Origin of the sequence: Bhargavaea cecembensis, from assembly GCF_001619585.1 — a bacterium.
GTDB lineage: Bacteria > Bacillota > Bacilli > Bacillales_A > Planococcaceae > Bhargavaea > Bhargavaea cecembensis_A.
This window is the reverse complement of record NZ_LQNT01000009.1, coordinates 596,788-617,089: the sequence shown is the minus strand read 5'-3', so window position 1 is coordinate 617,089 and position 20,302 is coordinate 596,788. Positions and strand designations below refer to the sequence as shown.

Sequence of the window (20,302 nt, the reverse complement as noted above, 5' to 3'; positions counted from 1 at the left end):
AAATATTCACCTTTCTGTTTGTTATCGGTTGTAAACGTTTTTATACCGGTGGTATAGGTCTCATTATAGTTGACACCGCAAGGTTTCTCAATTTATTATAACTGACTGAGATTTTTTTGTTGAAAAGGTTGGACTACCGGTATAAAATAGTTTGCATGCGATTTTATTCGAAGCACGGAATAATTGGATCGCCCTGAACGGAGGAATAACCATTGAATGAGCAACAACTCCACGCCAAACCCCCGTATGCGATGATTGCCGTCCTCTTTTTCGGGGCGTTTGTTGCGTTTCTGAACAATACTCTGCTGAACGTCGCGCTTCCGGTCATCATGGTGGAATTCCAGGTGAATCCAGCCCAGGTGCAGTGGCTCACGACCGGCTATATGCTTGTAAGCGGGATTCTCATCCCCGCGAGTGCTTTCTTTATCCAGCGGTTTACAAACCGGAGCCTGTTCCTCACAGCGATGACGCTCTTTACAATCGGGACACTTACAGCCGCGCTGGCTCCGAGTTTCCTCATTCTTGTCGCCGCACGGATGATCCAGGCCGCCGGTTCCGCAATGATGATGCCGCTCCTGATGAACGTCATGCTTGTCGCTTTTCCGGTTGAAAAGCGTGGTACCGCAATGGGGTACTTGGGACTGGTGATGATCACCGCCCCGGCAATCGGCCCGACCCTGTCCGGCTGGATTGTCGAGCATTATTCGTGGCGCATCCTGTTCTGGATGGTCCTTCCGTTCGCCGTGATGGTCATACTGGTTGCTGTCTTTAAGCTCCGCAACATCATGGAGACCCGCGATGTCCGCCTGGATATTCTGTCGCTCATCCTGTCGAGCTTCGGCTTTGGCGGCTTGCTGTACGGCTTCAGCATGGCCGGAGACAAGGGATGGACTGATCCGCAAGTATATCTGACCATCATCGTAGGTGCCGTCTCCCTGACGGCATTTATCCGGCGGCAGCTGAGCATGCCGGTCCCGATGCTGGAATTCAGGATCTACAAGCACCCGATGTTCGCGCTGTCATCCGCCATCGCCGTCGTACTGTCCATCGCGATGTTTTCCGGTATGCTCCTGACACCTATTTATGTGCAGAATGTGCGTGGCATCTCGCCGTTCCATTCAGGGCTTCTGATGCTGCCGGGTGCTGTCGTCATGGGAATCATGTCCCCGATCACGGGCCGACTGTTCGATAAATACGGCCCGAGGCTCCTGGCCATCTCAGGTCTCCTGATCACGACAGTCACTACGTTCATGCTGAGCCAGCTGGAGCTTGATTCCGGCTACTTTTACATTATGACGGTCTACACGATCAGGATGTTCGGGATGTCGATGGTCAACATGCCGATCATGACAAACGGCCTGAACCAATTGCCGATGCAGATGAATCCGCACGGAACGGCCATGAACAATACGCTTCAGCAAGTGTCGGGTGCCATCGGTTCGGCGTTCCTGATGACGCTCATGAACAAGCGGACGGAATCAGAAGCTGCAGCGCTTGCCGAGGATGCCATGAAGCAGGCGGCAGGCAGCATGTCACCTGCTGAAGTTGCAGCCATGAAGGCACAGGTCACCCAGGAAGCGCTTCTTCACGGTGTTAACTTCTCTTATTTCGTTTGTACCATCATTGTTGTCATCGCTCTCATCCTGACGTTCTTCGTCAAGCGGGTCATCCCGCCCAAGGAAAAGAAGGAAGCCATGAAGGCGGCAGGCGGAAATCCGATCAAAGCCGGAAAGCCGGAACATACTCCCCAGCCCGAATGAATAAGATGAATCCGCAGGCAATTGCCTGCGGGTTTTTTGTTTTTCATGGACAGGCAGGAAAAAATGCAACGGCTTGGAAGAAGAGTTCAAAAAATTGGGAAGGAATCCGGCCGGATTTGTCGAAATGGGACAATGAAAGCGGTTTCAATAAAGTTCATGGAAAGGGGAATTGGGCATGAAGCTGAATAATTACATCAATGGATCCTGGCAGGAAGGCGGCGGGGCCGATTACGCTGCCGTCGTGAACCCTGCAAACGGGGAGACGCTGTGTGAGGTAAAGCTTTCAGGCAAGCAAGATGTGGATGAGGCGGTAAAGGCCGCAAAGCGGGCACAAAAGGAGTGGGCACTCGTCCCCGCGCCGAAACGGGCGGATTATCTATATGAGATCGGCAGGCTCATGAAAGAGCGGAAAGAACATCTTGCGCAGGTCCTCACAAAAGAGATGGGCAAAGTGATCGAAGAGGGGCGCGGCGAGGTTCAGGAAGGAATCGATATGGCGTTTTACATGGCCGGAGAGGGCCGACGCCTGTTCGGGGAGACCGTCCCGTCCGAACTTCAGGACAAGTTTGCGATGAGCGTGCGGGCCCCGATTGGTGTCGTCGGACTGATCACGCCCTGGAACTTCCCGGTCGCCATCGCGACATGGAAGTCGTTCCCGGCAATTGTCGCGGGCAACACATTCATCTGGAAGCCGGCAACCGAGACACCGATGATGGCCTACGAAATGGCCAGGATTTTCGATGAAGTCGGACTTCCGGCGGGCGTTGCGAACGTCGTATTCGGAAGCGGCGGCGAAGTCGGTACGGCGATGATCGAGCATCCGGATATCCGCGTCATCTCGTTTACGGGATCGACGGAAACCGGCCGAAGTGTTGCGGAACTCGGAGGCCGTCATCTGAAGAAAGTGTCGCTCGAGATGGGCGGGAAAAACGCTGTCATCGTCATGGATGACGCGGATCTTGATCTTGCCGTGGAAGGCATCCTCTGGAGCGCTTTCGGCACAGCCGGCCAGAGATGCACAGCCTGCAGCCGGGTCATTGTGCACCGGGATGTGAAGGAGGAGCTGGAACAGCGCCTTCTGAAACAGATGGAAGGCCTTACCATCGGCGACGGGCTGGATGAGTCGGTAAAGATCGGCCCGGTCATTAATGCCCCCGCACTCGAGAAGATTCACAGCTATGTGGAAATCGGTAAAAAAGAAGGTGCAAAGCTTCTGGCCGGCGGCAGAATCCTCGAAGACGGCAGCCTGAAAGGCGGCTACTATTATGAGCCGACGCTCTTCACGGATGTGAAATGGGACAGCCGGATCGCCCAGGAGGAAATCTTCGGCCCGGTCATCTCACTTATTGAAGTGGACAGCCTGGATGAAGCAATCGAGGTAAATAACAGTGTCACCTACGGTTTGTCGAGCTCGATTTTCACCCGTGATGTGAACCAGGCATTCCGTGCCCAGCGTGATCTGGATACAGGGATCGTCTATGTGAATGCGGGCACGACAGGGGCGGAAATCCATCTGCCGTTCGGCGGGACAAAAGGCACCGGCAACGGCCACCGCGACTCGGGTGTCGCAGCGCTCGACGTCTTCACCGAATGGAAGAGTATTTACGTGGATTACAGCGGCAAGCTGCAGCGGGCACAGATCGACACAGAGTAAACAGCGAAAGGGGAGATCGGCATGAAAGTAGTTGTCCTGGGAGCAGGTCTGATGGGAAAAGAAGCGGCAAGGGACCTGGTGAAAAGCGACGGTGTGGAAAAGGTCTGGCTGGCCGATCTGGACGTTCGGCAGGCAGAAGATTTTGCTTCAAATCTGATGTCGGACAAGCTTGATATCCTCAGATTGGATGCGACTGATGATGTCCGGCTGAAGGAAGTCATGTCTCTCGGCGATGTTGTCATCAATGCGCTGTTTTACACGTTCAACGAAAAGGTCGCCCGCACCGCGGTTGAGGCCGGAGTACACAGCGTCGACCTCGGAGGCCACATCGGCGGCGCAACTGATGCAGTCCTCGGGCTTTCAGAAGCGGCGGAAAAGAAAGGCGTCACGCTCATCCCCGACCTCGGCGTAGCACCGGGCATGATCAATATCCTGTCCGGCTACGGAGCGGGCAAGTTGGACAGGGCAGAGTCGATTCGTCTGTATGTCGGCGGGATCCCGGTCAAACCGGAACCGCCGCTGAATTACAATCTTGTCTTTTCGCTGGAAGGCGTATTCGACCATTACACGGATCCATCGCTCGTCATCCGCAAAGGCAAGCTAAAAGAAGTGCCATCCCTGAGCGAGATTGAAACGATCCGCTTTGACGGCTACGGTGAGCTAGAGGCATTCCATACGTCCGGCGGCACATCGACATTGTCCAAATCATTCCCGGATCTGGACACGCTGGAATACAAGACAATCCGGTATAAGGGACATGCCGAAAAATTTCAGCTTCTCGTTGACCTCGGGCTGCTGTCCCGTGACGCCGAAGTGACAGTCGGCGGCCATGCTGTAAAAGTCCGTGATGTGATGAGGGAGCATCTGACGCCGGGACTCAGGCTGGGTGACAAGAAAGATGCCGTTCTCCTCCGGGTCATTGTGAAAGGGACAAAAGACGGGGAACAGGCATATTACGAATACGATATGATCACCGAGAAGGATCCGGACACGAACGTCACAGCAATGGCCCGTGCAACCGCCAATACGATTTCCGTCGTCGCCCAGATGATCGGCAACGGGACAATCACAAAGCGGGGGGTCCATCCGCCGGAGAAGATTGTGCCGGGTGATGCTTATATTTCCGAAATGAAAAAGCGCGGTGTAAACATTATCGAGACGTCGTCCGAGACGGCGGCAACGGTTTAAACCGGGACGGGAAGGAGAGAGGATCATGGATTTCCGGTTCACGGATGAGCAGGATCTGCTCCGGAAGACCGCAAGGAAGTTCACGGATGATGAAATCATGCCGAACATCGCCAGGTGGGATTCGGAAGGCGGGTTCGACCCGGCAATCTGGAAACGGCTGGCGGAACTCGGATTCATGGGTGTCTGCATCCCGGAAAATTACGGGGGCAGCGGGATGGACTACAATGCCCTTGCTATTCTGTGCGAGGAGCTGGAGCGCGGAGATACCGCATTCCGCACCGCCGTGTCCGTCCATACCGGGCTGAACTCGATGTCACTTCTGCAGTGGGGCACCGAGGAGCAGAAGCAGAAATATCTCGTCCCCCAGGCAAAGGGGGAGAAGATCGGCGCATTCGGCCTGACCGAGCCCGGTGCCGGATCGGATGTCGCGGCCATGTCGTCGACGGCCGTTCGGGACGGTGACCACTATGTGCTGAATGGGCAAAAGACGTGGATCTCCTTATGCGACCAGGCGGACAATTTCCTCGTCTTTGCCTATACTGACAAGGCGAAAAAGCACCATGGCATTACCGCCTTCATTGTCGAGCGGACGATGCCCGGATTTTCTTCAAAGGCGATCAAGAACAAATACGGCATCCGTGCGGGGAACACGGGTGAACTGTTTTTCGAGAATGTCCGTGTGCCGGCGGAGAACCGGCTCGGTGAAGAGGGAGAAGGTTTCAAGATCGCCATGGCTTCACTCGACAATGGGCGCTTTACCGTCGCGGCGGGTGCTGTGGGACTAATAAAAGCCTGTCTCGAGGCGAGCGTGAAGTATTGCCATGAACGGGAAACCTTCGGCAAGCCGATCGGAAAGCATCAGCTGGTCCAGCAGATGATTGCCAACATGGAGGCAGGCTACCAGATGAGCAGGCTTCTTGTGTACCGGGCAGGAGAGCTGAAAAACCGCGGCGTGCGGAACACAAGAGAAACCTCGCTTGCCAAGTGGCAGGCATGTGACCTGGCAAACAAAGCCGCGGACGACGCCTTCCAGATCCATGGCGCCTACGGCTATTCGGACGACTACCCGGTCGCCCGGTACCTCCGGAACTCCAAGGCACCTGTCATCTACGAGGGCACCCGAGAAATCCACACGATCATGCAGGCGGATTACGTGCTCGGCTACCGCCAGGACAAACCGCTCAACAAGATGCTGCCCGCTTGGGAGCCGGGAGAATAACAGGAGAGAGCCCCGCCGGAGACGGCGGGGCTTCTTTGTGTGCGACATTGAAGTATGTAGCATTAAGTGTGTCCGGCTTAGCGTGCACACTTCGCGGGAGCAAGGGGTGACGGAAACATAAATGACGCCTTTCCGGACTGGCCGGCAGGCGTCATAAAAGTGCATCACGTTAGAAGAAATAAAGCCCGATGGAGATGACAATTCCGGACAGGATAAGGACAAACACACAGTACCCCATGATGTCCTTGGCCTTCAGGCCGGCAATGGCAAGTGCCGGAAGTGCCCAGAACGGCTGGATCAGGTTCGTCCAGGCATCCCCCCAGGCAATACTCATGGCCGTCTTGGCGTAATCTGCGCCAAGCGTCTGCGCGGCATCCAGCATGATCGGCGCCTGCACAGCCCATTGTCCGCCGCCGGATGGTACGAAAAAGTTGACAATGCCGGCAGCATAAAACGTGAAGAGATGGAAAGTGTGTTCATTGGAAATGGAGACGAAGGCATCCGAGATGACGCCGGCAAGGCCGGAGTCCGTCATCATTCCCATAATTCCCGCATAGAACGGAAACTGGATGATGATTCCGCCTGCGGTCTTGACGGCATTCGCGACCGCGGCGAGGAATCGGCGCGGTGTCCCGTGAAGGATGATGCCGAGAATCAGGAAAATGAGGTTGACGATGTTCAGGTTCAGGTCGAATCCGTTTCGTACAAAATGATGGAGCAGATAAATAAGTCCGAGCGCGCCGATCAGCATCGACAAAATCACGCTGTCCTCCATCCGTGACGCAGGAGTCTTTTCGTCCGGCGCTTCCACCTCGAGCGGTTCTTCCAGACTAGCGGGATCAACGGTCACCGTATCTTCCGGTTTCGGCATCATCCAGCGGTTCAGGAGTGGAATGGTGATCAGCAGGACGAGGACGATGAATAGGTTATAGGTCGTGAAAATCGTGTCAGTCGTGGGTATGACTCCCATGATCGGTTCAAATGGATGATCAGGTGTAGCAACCGAAAGCGGAATTGAGCCGCCAAGGCCGCCGTGCCAGACGACGAAGCCTGCATAGGCACTCGCGACAAGCAGCCGGTAGTCGACGTTCGTCACTTTCTTCGCGATTTCCTTTGCGAACAAGGCGCCGATGACCAGGCCGAAGCCCCAGTTGATCCAGCTGGCAATAATCGAGACGACCGATACCAGGATGATGGCGGCACCCGGCGACTTGGCAGTACCCGCAAGCGTACTGAGGATACGCTTGAACAGTGGACTATTGGCCAGTACGTGACCGGCGACCAGGACGATCACCATCTGCATGGTGAAGGCCAGCAGTCCCCAAAAACCGTTGCCCCAGTGGTCCACCATCTCGATCGGACCGGTATCCGTCAGTCCGAGTCCGAGAAGAAACACGACCAGTGTCAGGACCGCAACAAAGATATACGGATCCGGCAGGAAGCGCTCCATCAGCGTGTTCGAGAATCTCGTTAGTGTTTTCAAAGTTTTTCCCCCTTGTCGAATGTTGTAGAACATCCCCCATTCCAATGTAGACGAAGATGACCCTAATTTCCAGACTATTTTTTATAGTATGTGATACCAACTCTTTGCATGAGAGCAGATGTAACCATTCAGACCTGTTTTCAGACTAATGGGAAAAGGAGGGGTCCCGATGCAGAAAGAAAAGAAGGCGGTATGGTTCGGCCTAATCGTGCTGCTCGTCATTGCCGGGATTGCCGGCATCCGTGCAGCGGACCGGCAGGAGGCGGCGGTTTGGGCGGACGCAAGCGTAGTCAACGGGGAGACATGGCGTGCGTCATTTAATGCCAAGCTTGCCGGGGATGCGGTTGATAGAGGTGCACTAACAGTCACGGATGAAGATGGAAATCCGGCGGAAGCGGACATGCAGCTTTCCGGCGGCCGGCTGGAAGTAAACGGGCTAGGCCCAGGAAGATATATTCTTCACCTTTCCAAGGAAGCATTCGGAAAACAGTCACACGGCCGGGAAGAGACCATTTCATTCACGGTAAGGGAAGACATAGAGCCTGTCGGTTCGCTCGAGGAACTCGAGGAGCATTTCAGGCTGATCGCCGAGCGGCAGGAAAGGGAGCATGAGCTGTACAGAGGAGAGGTTGCGGTAGAGAAATCCATGACATCGGAGGACCGCGCGGCGGGCGCAGACGGTGGTGCCGGGCACTCCGTGACCAACAATCAGGTTTCAGGAATTGACGAAGGGGACATCGTCAAGACAGACGGCGATTTTCTGTATGTGACATCTGACGGCACACTGGTGAAAATCTACGATATCCGGAATGCCGGAAAGCCTGATCACATCGCCACACTTGAAGGGGAAGACGGGTTTTCGCCGCTCGAAATGTATCTGTACGGAGATATCTTGGCGGTGATCGGCCATCAGTATCAGGGAGCGGGAGGGAAACAAGGCGGTCCGGCTGACATCATGCCGGTGGAAAGCAGCGCAGTCGGGGTCCGGCTCTATGACGTCAGGAATCCTGCCGATCCCAAGCTCGTCCGGGAAGCCGGAAATGAAGGCTGGCATGTCTCGTCCAGGATGAGCGGAAACATTCTTTACCTTATCTCATCGATGACGCCGGTTTACCGGATCATGGAGAAAGAGGGGGACGTACGGCCGTATCAGTACGACAGTGCACGCTCAGACGGGGCAGAACCGATGGAAACTGACTCGATCACAATCCTGCCCGGACCGGCCGGTGATTCCTACACGATCATCTCTGCCATCGACCTCGCAGGCGGAGCAGATGCTTCCATAAAGACGGAAGGGTTTGTCGGCAGCGGCGGCGGGGTGTATATGTCGCAGGAAAATCTGTATCTTGCTTCCTCGGAGCATCAGGCAGAACTGTTTGCAGAAGACGGTCCTGACGGAGCAAAAGGCGGATCGTACACGAAGATCTTCAAATATGCGCTGGACGGTACAGACGTGACATACGCTGCATCCGGAGAAGTGCCGGGTACGCCTCTCAACCAGTTTTCGATGGATGAGCATGACGGCCACTTCCGCATTGCCGTCACCGACGGAAACATGTGGGATGATCGGCAACCATCCGAGTCGGCAGTTTATGTGCTGGATACTGAACTTAATGAAACAGGTTCTGTGACGGGACTGGCAAAGGGGGAACGGATCTATTCCGCAAGGTTTATGGGGGACCGCGCCTATGTGGTCACGTTCCGTGAAACCGATCCCCTCTTTGCCATCGACCTGTCTGACCCTGCTGCGCCGGCCGTACTTGGCGAACTGAAAATACCGGGCTTCAGCAACTATCTTCACCCGCTCGGCGATAACCATCTGATTGGATTCGGCCAGGAAACGGTCACTGTAAAAGGGGAAGGGCCGGAGCCTCAGGTGCTCACGGCAGGAATGAAAATTTCGCTGTTCGATGTGTCGGATATGACCTCGCCGAAGGAAGTCGCCGTGGAAGTGATCGGAGGAAGAGGAACCTATTCTGAATTGCAATACGACCACAAGGCACTTTTTGAACACGGGGAACTCGGTCTGTACGGATTCCCGGTGGATCTCTACGAGGGGACTTCCGAAAACGAAGAGGTCCACTATAGCGGGAGCGGCGCAATGATTTACGAAATCACTCCCGATAAAGGCATCCGCCTGCTGAAGGATCTCATTTCCGACAAAGGAGCCGCCCAAGGATATCCGGATTACGAGAAGAGGATCCTCAGAATCGTTTACTCAGGCACAACGGTCTACACCGTGTCGCCCGGAGAAGTGGCAGCGTACTCAATTGATGGATTCCGGCCGCTCGGGACTTCATCCGAGTGAATCATTCGTTGAGTTTTCGCCCCGTTTCCGCTACGATGAAATTCAACGAAACGGACGGACGGCGGTGAGCGCATGAACGATGCAAGGGAAGAGATGGGGATTGATGCCTGCCTGCTTGCGGGCAGGCTGATGATGGAAGCAGGGGCTGAAACTTATCGTGTTGACGACACGATGACGAGGATGGCCGCTTCTCTGGATATGGACGGGGCCGACTCGTTCACCACATCGACCGGAATCATCTTCTCTCCGGGAGGCCAGCGGAGGGTGAAGCTGACCAGTATCCGGAAGCGGGCGACCAACCTCGAGAAAATCGCACGTGTCAACGCCATTTCCAGGCTGCTCTCCTCAGGAGACATGACACTGGAGGAAGCATACGGGGAATTGCGGAAGGTTGAGCGAGGCAATTTCATGTTTCCGTTCCCCCTTCAGGTGCTGGCAGCAGCAGTTGCAAGCGCCAGCTTCCTCGTCTTGTTTGGCGGAGACTGGCAGAACATGCTCTTTGCCTTCTTCGTGGGCGGCATCGGCTTTGTCGTCTCGGAGAAGTTCCATGAGAAGACACGGGTGAAGTTCTTCTCCGAATTTACCGGATCCGCGGTAATCGGCCTGCTCTCGCTGGCTTCGGTCCGTGCCGGGCTCGGGAGCCAGCTGGACATCATCATCATCGCTTCCGTCATGCCGCTTGTTCCAGGCCTCCTGATCACGAATGCGATCCGTGACCTGATGTCCGGCCACTTCATGGCCGGAATATCCAAGGGGGCAGAGGCCTTTCTCACGGCCTTTGCCATCGGTTCCGGCATTGCGCTGATCCTGTCGTTCCAGGGGGTGGGGATGTGACGTTTGTGATCCATGGCTTCTTCAGCTTCCTGGCCTCCACGATGTTCGGCATCATCTTCAATTCACCGAGAAACCGGCTGCTGCACTGCGGCTTTGTCGGTGCGGTCGGCTGGCTTGTGTATCTGGCATCACGTGACCTGCTGCTAGACGGTGATGCGGTGAAAGCTTCGTTTCTGGGAGCATTTGCTGTTGCGATTGTCGCCCATCTGTTCTCCAAGAGGTACCGGACCCCGATGATCATCTTTAGCGTTGCCGGCATCATTCCGCTCGTACCGGGTGGAAAGGCATACAATACGATGCGCAACGTCATGGAGAAACACTATGATGAAGCTACGATTTACGCGATGGAAGTGCTCATGATTTCCGGATCGATCGCAATGGGCCTGGTGTTCGCCGAGGTCATCATCCAGCTGATTTTCAAGAAACGGACAGCGGCAAAGTAAAACCGCCCCCCGGTTATGAACCGGGGAGCGGTTTTTGGAATTGTGGTCAATGCTGGGCCTGGAGGCGCTCGGTCAGCTGGGAGGCGGTCATCGGCCGGCCGGTGTAGTAGCCCTGAACGGCATCGCAGCCGCTCTCTTCAAGCGCCTTCCATACCGCCTCGTCCTCGACTCCTTCCGCTACGACGGTCAGGTCAAGGGAATGCCCGAAACGGACAAGACCGTCGACGATCTTGCCGACTTTGCTGTTTGTCGGGAAGGAAGCGATGAACTCCTCGCCGATCTTGATTTTGGATAGGGGAACGGTCTGCATATACCGGAAAGAAGCGGAACCGGTGCCGAAATCATCAAGCGCGAGTGACACGCCTTCTTCCTGAAGGGCCTTCAGCTGGTGCATGATTGCTTCTTCGGCTTCCGCTTCGAAGGCGAAGCGTTCGGTAATCTCCAGTTCGAGCAGGGAGGCCGGGCAGCCGGTTCTCGAAAGGATGTCACGGACCCTTGAAGTCATCTCCCCGTTTCGGAATTCCCGTACAGATGAGTTGCAGCTCACCCGGATACCGACTCCCTGCTGCTGCCAAGAGACGGCTTGCCGGCAGGCAGCTTCGATCATGACTTCTCCGAGCGCACCGATCAAACCGCAGTCTTCCGCGACAGGGATCATTTCAGCGGGGCTGACCGCGCCAAGGTCCCGATCCTCCCAGCGGACCAAGGCTTCGGCGGCGATGATTTTGCCGGTCTTCATGTCGACCTGCGGCTGGAAGACGGGCTGGATGGCCCCATCCTTGAGGGCCTGAGGCAACTTCTGTTCGATCCGCAGTTTACGTGCAACGGCACGCTGCTCGGACTTCGGCAGGGAGGCAATAAGGTTCCCGCCTTCCATCCGGACCCGGTGACGCGCCATGGATGAGGCGCTCAGCAGGTGTTTGAACGATTGCTGATCATCAGGATATTTTGCGATGCCGCCGCTTACGCGGATCTGAAGGCCGGTAAGCTCCGACCGGATAGGATGCTCGTCCAGGAAGCTGAGGAACCCTTCGGCAAACCAGCTGCCCAGGGGAGTGAGGACGGCGAATTCGTTCATGCCGATCCGTGCAAACAGGCTATTACGGAAATAGATTTTCATGCTCCGGACAAATTCCTGTAGAATCCGCTTTTCCGCATCCTGGTCGCCGGGTTCCATGAGTGTATGGAAATTTTCGATGGAAAGGTAGACAAAGGTGAAGTGGCGGTCTTCGGAGATTAGGAACTCAGCCTCATCCGACAGCTTATGACGGTTCATCAGACCGGTATCGGGATCTACATAGGCAATCTCTTCAAGCTTTCTCTGCAGTTCCCGTTCTTCTGTACGGTCCGTCCCCAGCATGAGCGTATACAGGAGGCCTCCATTCGAGAAGACGGGTATCGTAGTCAGCATGACGTGATAGGGCGCGCCATCTTTAGTGACCTGGTCCACATCGCCCTGCCACGGCCGTCCGGCCCGGATGCGACGCCATATTTTCAAGGCATGCGCCTTGCCCTCCCGCGTATCGGGGAACATCACGCGGAACGGCTTTCCGAGTACGCGCTTCGGTGTCCAGCCGCTTTTTTCAAGAAATCTGGGGTTGGCTTCCAGAATGAGTCCTTCGGCATCGATCTTGTAGATCATGAATTTCTTGTCCAGTCCGGCGAGCAGGCTTTCATAGGCTGTTTCCTGCTGCAACGTGACTGCGCTCTTTTCGAGCCCTCGATTGTCCTTCAACGCACTCCGACCTCCTGAATAGCAGGTTATATTCATCCAATATACAGGATACCACCCGAAGTGGCATCCTTTTTCCGGCATTTTCCTGCAAAAGTAACGGGTATTCGCGGGTGGAATGCGACCTGAGAGGGAAGAGGAGAAAAAAGGACAACCATCCGGGGGGAATTTGTGTAAGATAGACAAAGTTGAAAACGATTCATGGCTGAAAGGAGGGGGCCGGATGGCACGGTTGAAAGGGATTGTCATGATTATTTTCGGTGCGATGCTATGGGGCGCAACGGGACCGATGATGGAGTGGCTGCTCGAAGAAAGGCCGATCGAGGTCGCGCCGTTTATCGTACTGCGCCTGCTGATCGCCGGAGCGGTGCTCCTCCTGATTCTGCGCTCGCAGGGGAAGCGGGTCGGCCTCATCTGGCGGCAGAAGGCGTGGGCACGCCAGCTGGTCCTTTTCGGGATTGTCGGGATGCTGGGTGTCCAGTTCACATTTCTAAAAACCATTGAAGAAAGCAACGCAGTCATCGCAACGCTCCTGCAGTTTCTTGCGCCGATTTTTGTCATCGGCTTCGTCACATTCAGCCAGAGAAGATGGCCGCCGGTCTATCAGCTTCTCGGCATTGCAGTGACGCTCGCCGGTCTCGTGCTGCTGCTGACAAACGGTTCTTTGTCTTCACTCGAAGTGTCGAAGTCAGCGCTTTCCTGGGGCGTGACCCTCGGGTTTACGTTCGCATTTTATACACTTTATCCGGCACGGCTCATGCACGAATACGGAGTGATCCAGACCGTCGCCTGGGCAATGGTGATCGGGGGGACGGTATTGTTTATCACACAGCCGCTTGCCGTGTTCAGGATGATCCCGATGCTTTTCGATCCGACTGCGCTGGTCATGCTGCTGTTGATCATTGTGTTTGCGACGGCGGGATTCATCTTGCTGCTCGGCAGCACGCAGTTTATCTCGCCGGTCGAGACAAGTATCCTATCAAGTTTCGAGCCGCTCACAGCGATGGTGGTATCGATTTTCTGGTTCGGCCAGCTTCTCGGCCAATGGCAGTTTGCGGGCACCGCGATCATGCTGATCGGCGTCGTCTGGCTTTCGGTCGCCGGAAGCAAGGCATCCAAAATAGAGGCCGAGCCACCGAAGACGATGTAAACAAATGAACAAACCTCCCCCGTGCCGGGCAGCACGGGGGAGGTTTTTGGAATTAGGCCCCAAGAGAGTTCACATGGCCTTCAGTTTTTACTTCAACACCTTCGGGAACGGTGATCAGGAAAATCGGCAGCCGGTGGTAGGTGGAGTAGATGCCATCGTCGTTGAACAGCGGAAGATCAGGTTCACCGATCTTCCGGAAGTTCAGCTCCTGTGGGGGGAAGCCGATAGTGACCGTCTGACGCGCCTCCAAAATTTCAGTTTCGGGCTGGAGCAGTGCTTCGGAAACGTCATAGCCGCCGACAAGCATTACCGGCCGGAATACCGTAACAGTGGCCTCGCCAGGCGGTCCGGTTCGAATGGATAGTTGGATCGGAAAATATTCATCGGCAGTCTCGTCTGAGCGAACCGTCAGTTCGTTGCCTGAGAACGCGAATGTCTCCTTGGAGAGAATCTGATTTTCCGGAACCGCATCCGGGTCTTGTTCAATCATGACCTGGTGGTAAACCCGGTCAATTTCATCAGCAACATTTTCTCCAACAAAGGGAAAGGTATGGGCGGAAGGCCGCACAAATTGGGCGGCTATTGCAAGGACGGCAAGTACGGAAACAAAGATCAGGAACAGCCGGATTATGGTCCGACCTCCTGCAACCGGATGGCGCCAGCGAAACGCCAGAATCAGGAAAAGGATGAGAATGACAACGGGCAGTACTGTCAGTGCGGTCATTCTTTCACCTCCTGCCGGCTGCCTGCAATGATTGCACCAATAAAGAAGAGGACTGCGCCGAGCAGGGTTTTAAGGAAAAACAGGGCTGCGGGGCCCTTGAAAATTCCGACGAGGATGGCCGGCGGATCAACATTCGCCAGCAAACGGAAAAAGACAAGGACGAGCGCAAACAGGGCGAAAGCAGCAAAACGTGAAACGCTGAAAAGTGTCCCTGCAAAGTAGCTGCCTGAAGCAACTAAAAGACAGCAACCGGAGAGCACCACAAACAAGGAAACGTAATATCCGACACCTCCGCCCGGCAGGATCAGCGGTTCCCCCGGTATGGCAGCGAACAGGACAGAAGCCATGAAGGCAAGCGTCGTGGTGAGCGAGCCTGCAAGAACCAGTGCCGCAAAATAGAGCGAATTGCCGATATGGCGGGTCGCCCGGCTGCCAGGGAAGATGAAATCCGATCGGAGCGAGTCACGCCCGCTCAGGTAGAGGGGAGCAATCAGTGCCCAGAGGAGCGTCAATCCGATCACGGGGTTGGCAGAGTAGTCGACCACATTAATGCTCACCTGTCCGTCAGCGGTCCCAAAGCCATTGCTTCCGAAAAAAGCGATTGCGACACCAATTACCTGCAGGGCCAACAGCGACCCGAGAATGCCGGAACGGCCGTACAGATTACGCGCAAACTGGTTCCTGACGGCTTCACCTGCCGTCGGTTGCGTCAGCATAGACACGATCGATTCCTCCTTTTCGCCGTGTGAGGGCAATGTAGGCATCATTCAGAGGGACGGCTGAGACGCTGAGTCCGCCGGCGGACTCAGGCAGCGTCTGTCCGTCCGGCAGCTCGATCAGAGCCTCCGCCATGCCGGGCAGTGTATCGCGCAGCTCCAGTGCACGAACACGGGAGACTACCCTTCGGACTTCGGTTCCGGGGCCGCTGATTCGGACGAACCGCTCCTTGAATTCGTCGGCATTTCCGTGGTGGAGGAGGCGGCCTTCATGGATGATGGCCACTTCCTCAAACAGGTCTTCCACGCCCTCCAGCTGGTGGCCGGACAGGAGAATCATTCTCGGTTGGGCGATAAATTCTTTCAGGAGCACCCGGAGAATGTCGCTCCGGACACCCGCATCCATCCCATTCAGCGGTTCGTCGAACATCAGGAGCGGTGTCCTTGCGGCCAGACCCGTTATCATATTGAAGGTGTTTTTCATCCCCTTTGACAGCTGGACATGAAATGCATGGTCAGGGATGCCGAAATGCTCGAGAAGACTCAATGCGAGCTTTATGTCAAATCGTGGGTATGCCCGCTTCATCTCGTCGAGGATGGCGCCGAGACGGAGTGATGGCGGAAAGGCCATCCCTTCATGGATCAGGATGGCATTGGCCGAGATACGGAGCGAGTTGAAAGGATTCTCACCGAATACGGCAACTGTTCCTCCGGAAGGTTTCAGGAGGCCGGCAGCAATCTGCAGTGCGGTGGATTTTCCTGCTCCGTTCCGCCCGAGGATGCCGATAATTTTGTTTCCGGACAGGTTCAGCGTGAGGCCGCTGAGCGCTTTGGTCCTGCCGTATTTCTTAGTCACGTTCTTAAATTCCACTTCCGTCAATGATCTCCCCCCATTTCTTTGCGGAGCAAGTCAACCAGCTCATCTTCCGTTAGTCCGAGCAGCCTCGCCTCAACAACAGTGTCCCGGATCTTCTTCTGCAGGACACTGCTCTTCCGCCTGGAAAAAATGATCCGCCTGGCATCCTGAGACACGAACATGCCGAGGCCCCGTTTTTTGTAAAGGACGCCCCGGTCCGACAGCAGCGACAGGCCTTTCGCTGCGGTTGCGGGGTTGATGCTGTATTGTTCCGCCAGCTGATACTGGGAATAAACCTTTTCGTCTTCCCTGAACAGGCCGGTCAGAATGCCATCCTCGATCCAATCCGCAATCTGCAGATAAATCGGGATGCCGCTGTCCGGATTGATCGGCACGGGCTCACCTCCAGATGGTTAGGTACATTACTGTTGTAATGCACTATACTATGCGGGAGTCAGGCGGTCAATATCCATCGACTGAAAATTCTCTCTCTGTCTATCCGGTGGAGGAGGAATATGGCATAATAAAGAAACAGTTGGTTCGATATGCGAAGGAATTTGGGGTGTGAAATTTTGAAAACTGTATTCTCCTATGCCAAGACGTATAAATGGCCGATCATCATCGCGCTTTTGCTCATGCTTGTGGAACTGGCGGTCGAGCTGATCCAGCCGCTCGTCATCGGAAAAATCATTGACGACGGCATTATCCCGGGCGATGCAGGAACGGTCTGGACCTGGGGTGCTGTCATGATGGGTCTCGCACTTGCCGCGTTTTTGTCAGGGGTTACGAATTCGTTTTTCGCGGCGCATGCGGCCCATAGTTTCGCATTTGACCTCCGGACTGCGATGTTCCGGAAAATCCAGTCGTTCACGATGTCCACATTCCTGCGCTTTCCGCAGTCGGGGCTCCTTACGCGGATGACAAGCGACATCACGATGACTTCGAACGTCCTCTATATGAGTCTCCGGATCATGCTGCGTGCTCCGCTCGCTGCGGCCGGCAGTCTGATTATGGCGTTTATCGTCAATCCGAAACTGGCGGTGTTCCTGATGATCGGCGTGCCGTTCCTCGTCATCTTCCTCGTTTTCATGGTGAGGAAAGGGGTAGCGATGTTCGGTCTTGTCCAGCGCCGCTTGGACCGGGTAAACCGGGTCGTACAGGAGAACCTTCAGGCCGTGCGACTGGTGAAGGCGTATCTCCGGGGGGCCTATGAATCGTCCCGATTCTCGAAAGTGGCAGGCGCGCTCCGTTCGGACACGGTTTCGGCAGTCCGCCTGATGGAGCTGATTCTGCCGGTGCTTCTGTTCGTCATGAACGTCAGCCTGCTGGCCGTGCTCTGGTTTGGGGCGGAGCAAGTCCGGGGAGGCGGAGCGGAAGTTGGGGAAGTAGTCGCCATCGTCAACTACGCGCTGCGGATGACCGGTTCATTCTCGATGTTCTCGTTCATTATCGTGGCGTACTCACGGGCCAAGGCGTCGGCAGAGAGGATGGAAGAAGTGCTTCTGGCGGACGGCGGCACTGAAGAGGCGGAGCGGGGAAGCGGCAGGCAGCCGGCCGGGGACCTGCGCTTCGAGAATGTTTCCTTTAATTATGATGGAGCGGACAAAGACGTCCTCCACAATATCAGCTTTCAGGTAAAGCCGGGGGAAAAGCTGGCCATTATGGGAGCCACCGGGTCCGGAAAATCGACTCTCCTGAATCTCATTCCAAGATTTTTCGAGCCGACATCGGGCAGGGTGCTGCTGGACGGAAGGGACATCCAGGATTGGCCGCTGAAGGATCTCCGCGATTCGATCGGATATGTGCCGCAGCAGTCCATGCTTTTTACCGGCTCGATTCATGAGAATCTTGGCTGGGGCGACTCGGAAGCAGGACTGGATGAGCTGGAAGAAGCCGCCCGCAAGGCCCAGATCCATGATTCCGTCGAGCGTTTCCCCGACAAGTACGGGACACGGGTCGGCCAGAAGGGGGTCAACCTGTCGGGAGGACAGAAGCAGCGACTCTCCATCGCCCGTGCGCTTGTGCGCCATCCGTCAATCCTGATTCTGGATGACAGCACGTCCGCGCTTGATGTAAAAACGGAAACCGCCCTGTGGGAGGCACTTGAGGGCGAGAGGGCGACGATGCTGGTCGTCACGCAGAAAGTCGGAACCGCCGCCGGGGCCGACCGCATCCTCCTTCTTGACGAGGGCCGGGTGTCCGGCTATGGAACGCATGAGGAACTTCTGACGCGGTCAGAACTGTACCGGCAGATCGTCGAATCCCAGAGTGCGCATGCCGGGGAGGTGAACGGGGATGTTTGACTTCATCAGAAAGCCGTTCGGTTATGAGCCGATTCTTTCGAAGGAAGATTTGAAAAAAACGAAGGAAAAGAAAGGGGAGCGCCCAAACTACTGGAAGGATGTGCTTTTGCGCATCTGGCGGCTTGTCGATGAGCAACGAGCGCTCCTCATCACGGTGCTCGTCCTCGTCGCCCTGAGCTCCGCACTGTCGATTCTCGGGCCCTATCTTGTCGGCCATATCGTTGATGAATACATCGTTGCCGGGCGGTTCGACGGATTCGGCCGGATGGTCATCCTGCTGATCGCCGTCTATGCCGGCCTGTCTGTCGCGATGTACCTGCAGAGCTTCTGGATGATCGGCATTTCCCAGCGTGCGATCTATAAGATGCGCACGGGCCTGTTCAGCCACTTCCAGCAGCTCCCGGTGAAGTTTTTCGACCGGAGGCAGCACGGCGAACTAATGAGCCGGATGACAAATGACATCGAAAATGTCAGCCAGACGCTGAACAACTCGTTTATCCAGGTGTTCTCAAGTGTCCTGACACTTGTCGGAACGGTTGCTGTCATGATCTCCCTGAGCCCGCTTCTCACCGTGCTCACGATGACGATCATCCCGCTTATGTTTGCAGCGGTGCGCTGGATCACGAAACGGACCGGGCGGCTATACAAAGCCCAGCAGCGGGCCGTTGGCGAGCTGAACGGCATGATCGAGGAATCGATATCCGGGCAGCGGATCGTCAAGGCCTTCTCGCAGGAGGACCGCGTGATGGAGGAATTCGCCGAAAAAAGCGAACGTCTCCGCCACACGGGCTTCTGGGCGCTCACCTATGCCGGATTTATCCCGAAAGTGATGAACTTCCTGAACAACGGGGCATTCGCAGTGGTCGCCGGTATCGGCGGAATCCTGGCGCTTACAGGTGACGGGCTCGTCACAATCGGGACTATCGTTATCTTCACCGAGTATGCCCGCCAGTTCACCCGTCCGCTTAACGATCTGGCCAACCAGTTCAACACCGTCCTTTCCGCTATCGCGGGGGCGGAGCGCGTGTTTGCCATCATGGACGAGGAGCCCGAGCGGGACAACGCGACACGGCATGCGGACACGGTGCTCAAGGGAGACGTGGAATTCCGTAATGTTGCTTTCGGTTACGGGGACGACTATACCGTCGAAGGGGTCAGCTTCCGGGTGCGTCCGGGTGAGGCCGCTGCATTTGTCGGAGCGACCGGTGCCGGGAAGACAACAGTCATGCAATTGCTGGCCCGGTTCTATGACGCGAACGAAGGGCAGATCCTGATCGACGGAATCCCGATTACCGAGCTGCCGAGAAAGACCCTAAGAAGCCAGACGGCATTTGTGCTTCAGGATCCGTTTTTGTTCGAGGCAAGCGTCATGGAGAACATCCGTTATGGCAGACTGGACGCCACCGGGGAGGAAGTGATTGACGCAGCGAAGGAAGCCAATGCTCACGACTTCATCATGAAGCTGGAGGACGGATATGAAACCGTCCTGTCTGCGGACGGCGGCGAGATCAGCCAAGGACAGAAGCAGCTGCTTTCCATCGCGCGCGCTCTCGTCGCGGATCCGGTACTGCTTTTGCTCGATGAGGCGACTTCCTCGATTGACACCGTCACCGAGATGAAAATCCAGGAAGCGCTCGAACGGCTGATGGAGGGCCGGACCAGCTTTATCATCGCCCATCGTCTGAATACGGTGAGAAAAGCCGACCTCATTTTTGTCATGCAGGACGGCCGCCTTGCCGAATCCGGAAGACGGGAAGAACTGATCGGCAGCGGAGGTCTTTACGACCAGATGCTGAAAGGTGCGGAATTATAAATGAAACCCGGGGCCAGCGCGGCCCCGGTTGCTATGCGGCGGGTTGCCTGGTCTTTCGTTATCGTTGCCCGGACACTTAAGCTCCATGGTCTTTCATGTAACTCGTGCACAAAGAAGCT

16 protein-coding genes are annotated in these 20,302 nt (G+C 55.8%); 10 read left to right on the top strand and 6 right to left on the bottom strand.

All coding sequences use genetic code 11. From position 1 onward, the window contains the following. Nucleotides 1–251 precede the first annotated feature (251 nt). The 4 genes from AV656_RS06690 to AV656_RS06670 all read left to right on the top strand — a co-directional run bounded on the left by AV656_RS06690 (nt 252) and on the right by AV656_RS06670 (nt 5,821). The gene (locus AV656_RS06690) at nt 252–1,760 is read left to right on the top strand and encodes a DHA2 family efflux MFS transporter permease subunit (protein ID WP_082818688.1); all 1,509 of its coding nucleotides are present in this window, start codon (nt 252–254) and stop codon (nt 1,758–1,760) included. Between the two features lie 175 nt (nt 1,761–1,935). Beyond that, complete coding sequence (locus AV656_RS06680; protein ID WP_063180094.1) at nt 1,936–3,414, top strand: aldehyde dehydrogenase family protein; 1,479 nt, start codon at nt 1,936–1,938, stop codon at nt 3,412–3,414. A gap of 21 nt (nt 3,415–3,435) precedes the next feature. Next, complete coding sequence (locus AV656_RS06675; protein ID WP_063180092.1) at nt 3,436–4,602, top strand: saccharopine dehydrogenase family protein; 1,167 nt, start codon at nt 3,436–3,438, stop codon at nt 4,600–4,602. A gap of 25 nt (nt 4,603–4,627) precedes the next feature. After that, complete coding sequence (locus tag AV656_RS06670) at nt 4,628–5,821, top strand: acyl-CoA dehydrogenase family protein (RefSeq protein WP_063180091.1); 1,194 nt, start codon at nt 4,628–4,630, stop codon at nt 5,819–5,821. A 169-nt stretch (nt 5,822–5,990) separates the two neighbouring features. Here the strand turns inward: AV656_RS06670 and AV656_RS06665 are convergent, their stop codons facing one another. Further along, on the bottom strand, nt 5,991–7,304 hold the full coding sequence (locus AV656_RS06665; protein ID WP_063180090.1) for a short-chain fatty acid transporter: 1,314 nt from the start codon (nt 7,302–7,304) through the stop codon (nt 5,991–5,993). A gap of 169 nt (nt 7,305–7,473) precedes the next feature. Here AV656_RS06665 and AV656_RS06660 point away from each other — a divergent pair, with 169 nt between their 5' ends. The 3 genes from AV656_RS06660 to AV656_RS06650 all read left to right on the top strand — a co-directional run bounded on the left by AV656_RS06660 (nt 7,474) and on the right by AV656_RS06650 (nt 10,889). Beyond that, nucleotides 7,474–9,612 carry a beta-propeller domain-containing protein gene (locus AV656_RS06660; protein ID WP_063180089.1) on the top strand — a complete coding sequence of 713 codons (2,139 nt, stop codon included), beginning with the start codon at nt 7,474–7,476 and terminating at the stop codon, nt 9,610–9,612. A gap of 72 nt (nt 9,613–9,684) precedes the next feature. Further along, nucleotides 9,685–10,446 carry a threonine/serine exporter family protein gene (locus AV656_RS06655; protein ID WP_063180088.1) on the top strand — a complete coding sequence of 254 codons (762 nt, stop codon included), beginning with the start codon at nt 9,685–9,687 and terminating at the stop codon, nt 10,444–10,446. Then, on the top strand, nt 10,443–10,889 hold the full coding sequence (locus tag AV656_RS06650; RefSeq protein WP_063180087.1) for a threonine/serine exporter family protein: 447 nt from the start codon (nt 10,443–10,445) through the stop codon (nt 10,887–10,889). The genes AV656_RS06655 and AV656_RS06650 overlap by 4 nt, the downstream gene beginning before the upstream one ends. A gap of 46 nt (nt 10,890–10,935) precedes the next feature. On the opposite strand, the gene AV656_RS06645 is transcribed toward AV656_RS06650, so the two are convergent. Then, entirely contained in the window at nt 10,936–12,624 is a 1,689-nt protein-coding gene (locus AV656_RS06645; RefSeq protein ID WP_063180086.1) for a putative bifunctional diguanylate cyclase/phosphodiesterase, read from the bottom strand. A gap of 220 nt (nt 12,625–12,844) precedes the next feature. Here AV656_RS06645 and AV656_RS06640 point away from each other — a divergent pair, with 220 nt between their 5' ends. Next, nucleotides 12,845–13,771 (top strand): DMT family transporter, encoded by a 927-nt coding sequence (locus AV656_RS06640; RefSeq protein ID WP_063180084.1) that lies wholly within the window; start codon nt 12,845–12,847, stop codon nt 13,769–13,771. A gap of 52 nt (nt 13,772–13,823) precedes the next feature. On the opposite strand, the gene AV656_RS06635 is transcribed toward AV656_RS06640, so the two are convergent. Genes AV656_RS06635 through AV656_RS06620 form a run of 4 tightly spaced genes read right to left on the bottom strand, consistent with a single transcriptional unit; the run spans nt 13,824 to nt 16,462 of the window. Beyond that, a complete protein-coding gene (locus AV656_RS06635) occupies nt 13,824–14,495 on the bottom strand; it encodes a hypothetical protein (protein WP_063180082.1) in 672 nt (223 codons plus the stop codon). Then, nucleotides 14,492–15,217 (bottom strand): hypothetical protein, encoded by a 726-nt coding sequence (locus AV656_RS06630; protein ID WP_156484807.1) that lies wholly within the window; start codon nt 15,215–15,217, stop codon nt 14,492–14,494. The genes AV656_RS06635 and AV656_RS06630 overlap by 4 nt, the downstream gene beginning before the upstream one ends. Beyond that, nucleotides 15,186–16,082, bottom strand: coding sequence for an ATP-binding cassette domain-containing protein (locus AV656_RS06625; protein WP_231877269.1), 897 nt, complete (start codon nt 16,080–16,082; stop codon nt 15,186–15,188). The genes AV656_RS06630 and AV656_RS06625 overlap by 32 nt, the downstream gene beginning before the upstream one ends. A 5-nt stretch (nt 16,083–16,087) precedes the next feature. After that, nucleotides 16,088–16,462 carry a GntR family transcriptional regulator gene (locus tag AV656_RS06620; protein ID WP_063180075.1) on the bottom strand — a complete coding sequence of 125 codons (375 nt, stop codon included), beginning with the start codon at nt 16,460–16,462 and terminating at the stop codon, nt 16,088–16,090. Nucleotides 16,463–16,639: 177 nt separating this feature from the next. Between AV656_RS06620 and AV656_RS06615 the strand changes: the two genes are divergently transcribed. Both AV656_RS06615 and AV656_RS06610 read left to right on the top strand, forming a co-directional pair. Further along, nucleotides 16,640–18,370 carry an ABC transporter ATP-binding protein gene (locus AV656_RS06615; RefSeq protein WP_063180073.1) on the top strand — a complete coding sequence of 577 codons (1,731 nt, stop codon included), beginning with the start codon at nt 16,640–16,642 and terminating at the stop codon, nt 18,368–18,370. Beyond that, a complete protein-coding gene (locus AV656_RS06610; protein WP_063180071.1) occupies nt 18,363–20,183 on the top strand; it encodes an ABC transporter ATP-binding protein in 1,821 nt (606 codons plus the stop codon). The genes AV656_RS06615 and AV656_RS06610 overlap by 8 nt, the downstream gene beginning before the upstream one ends. Nucleotides 20,184–20,302: the final 119 nt, after the last annotated feature.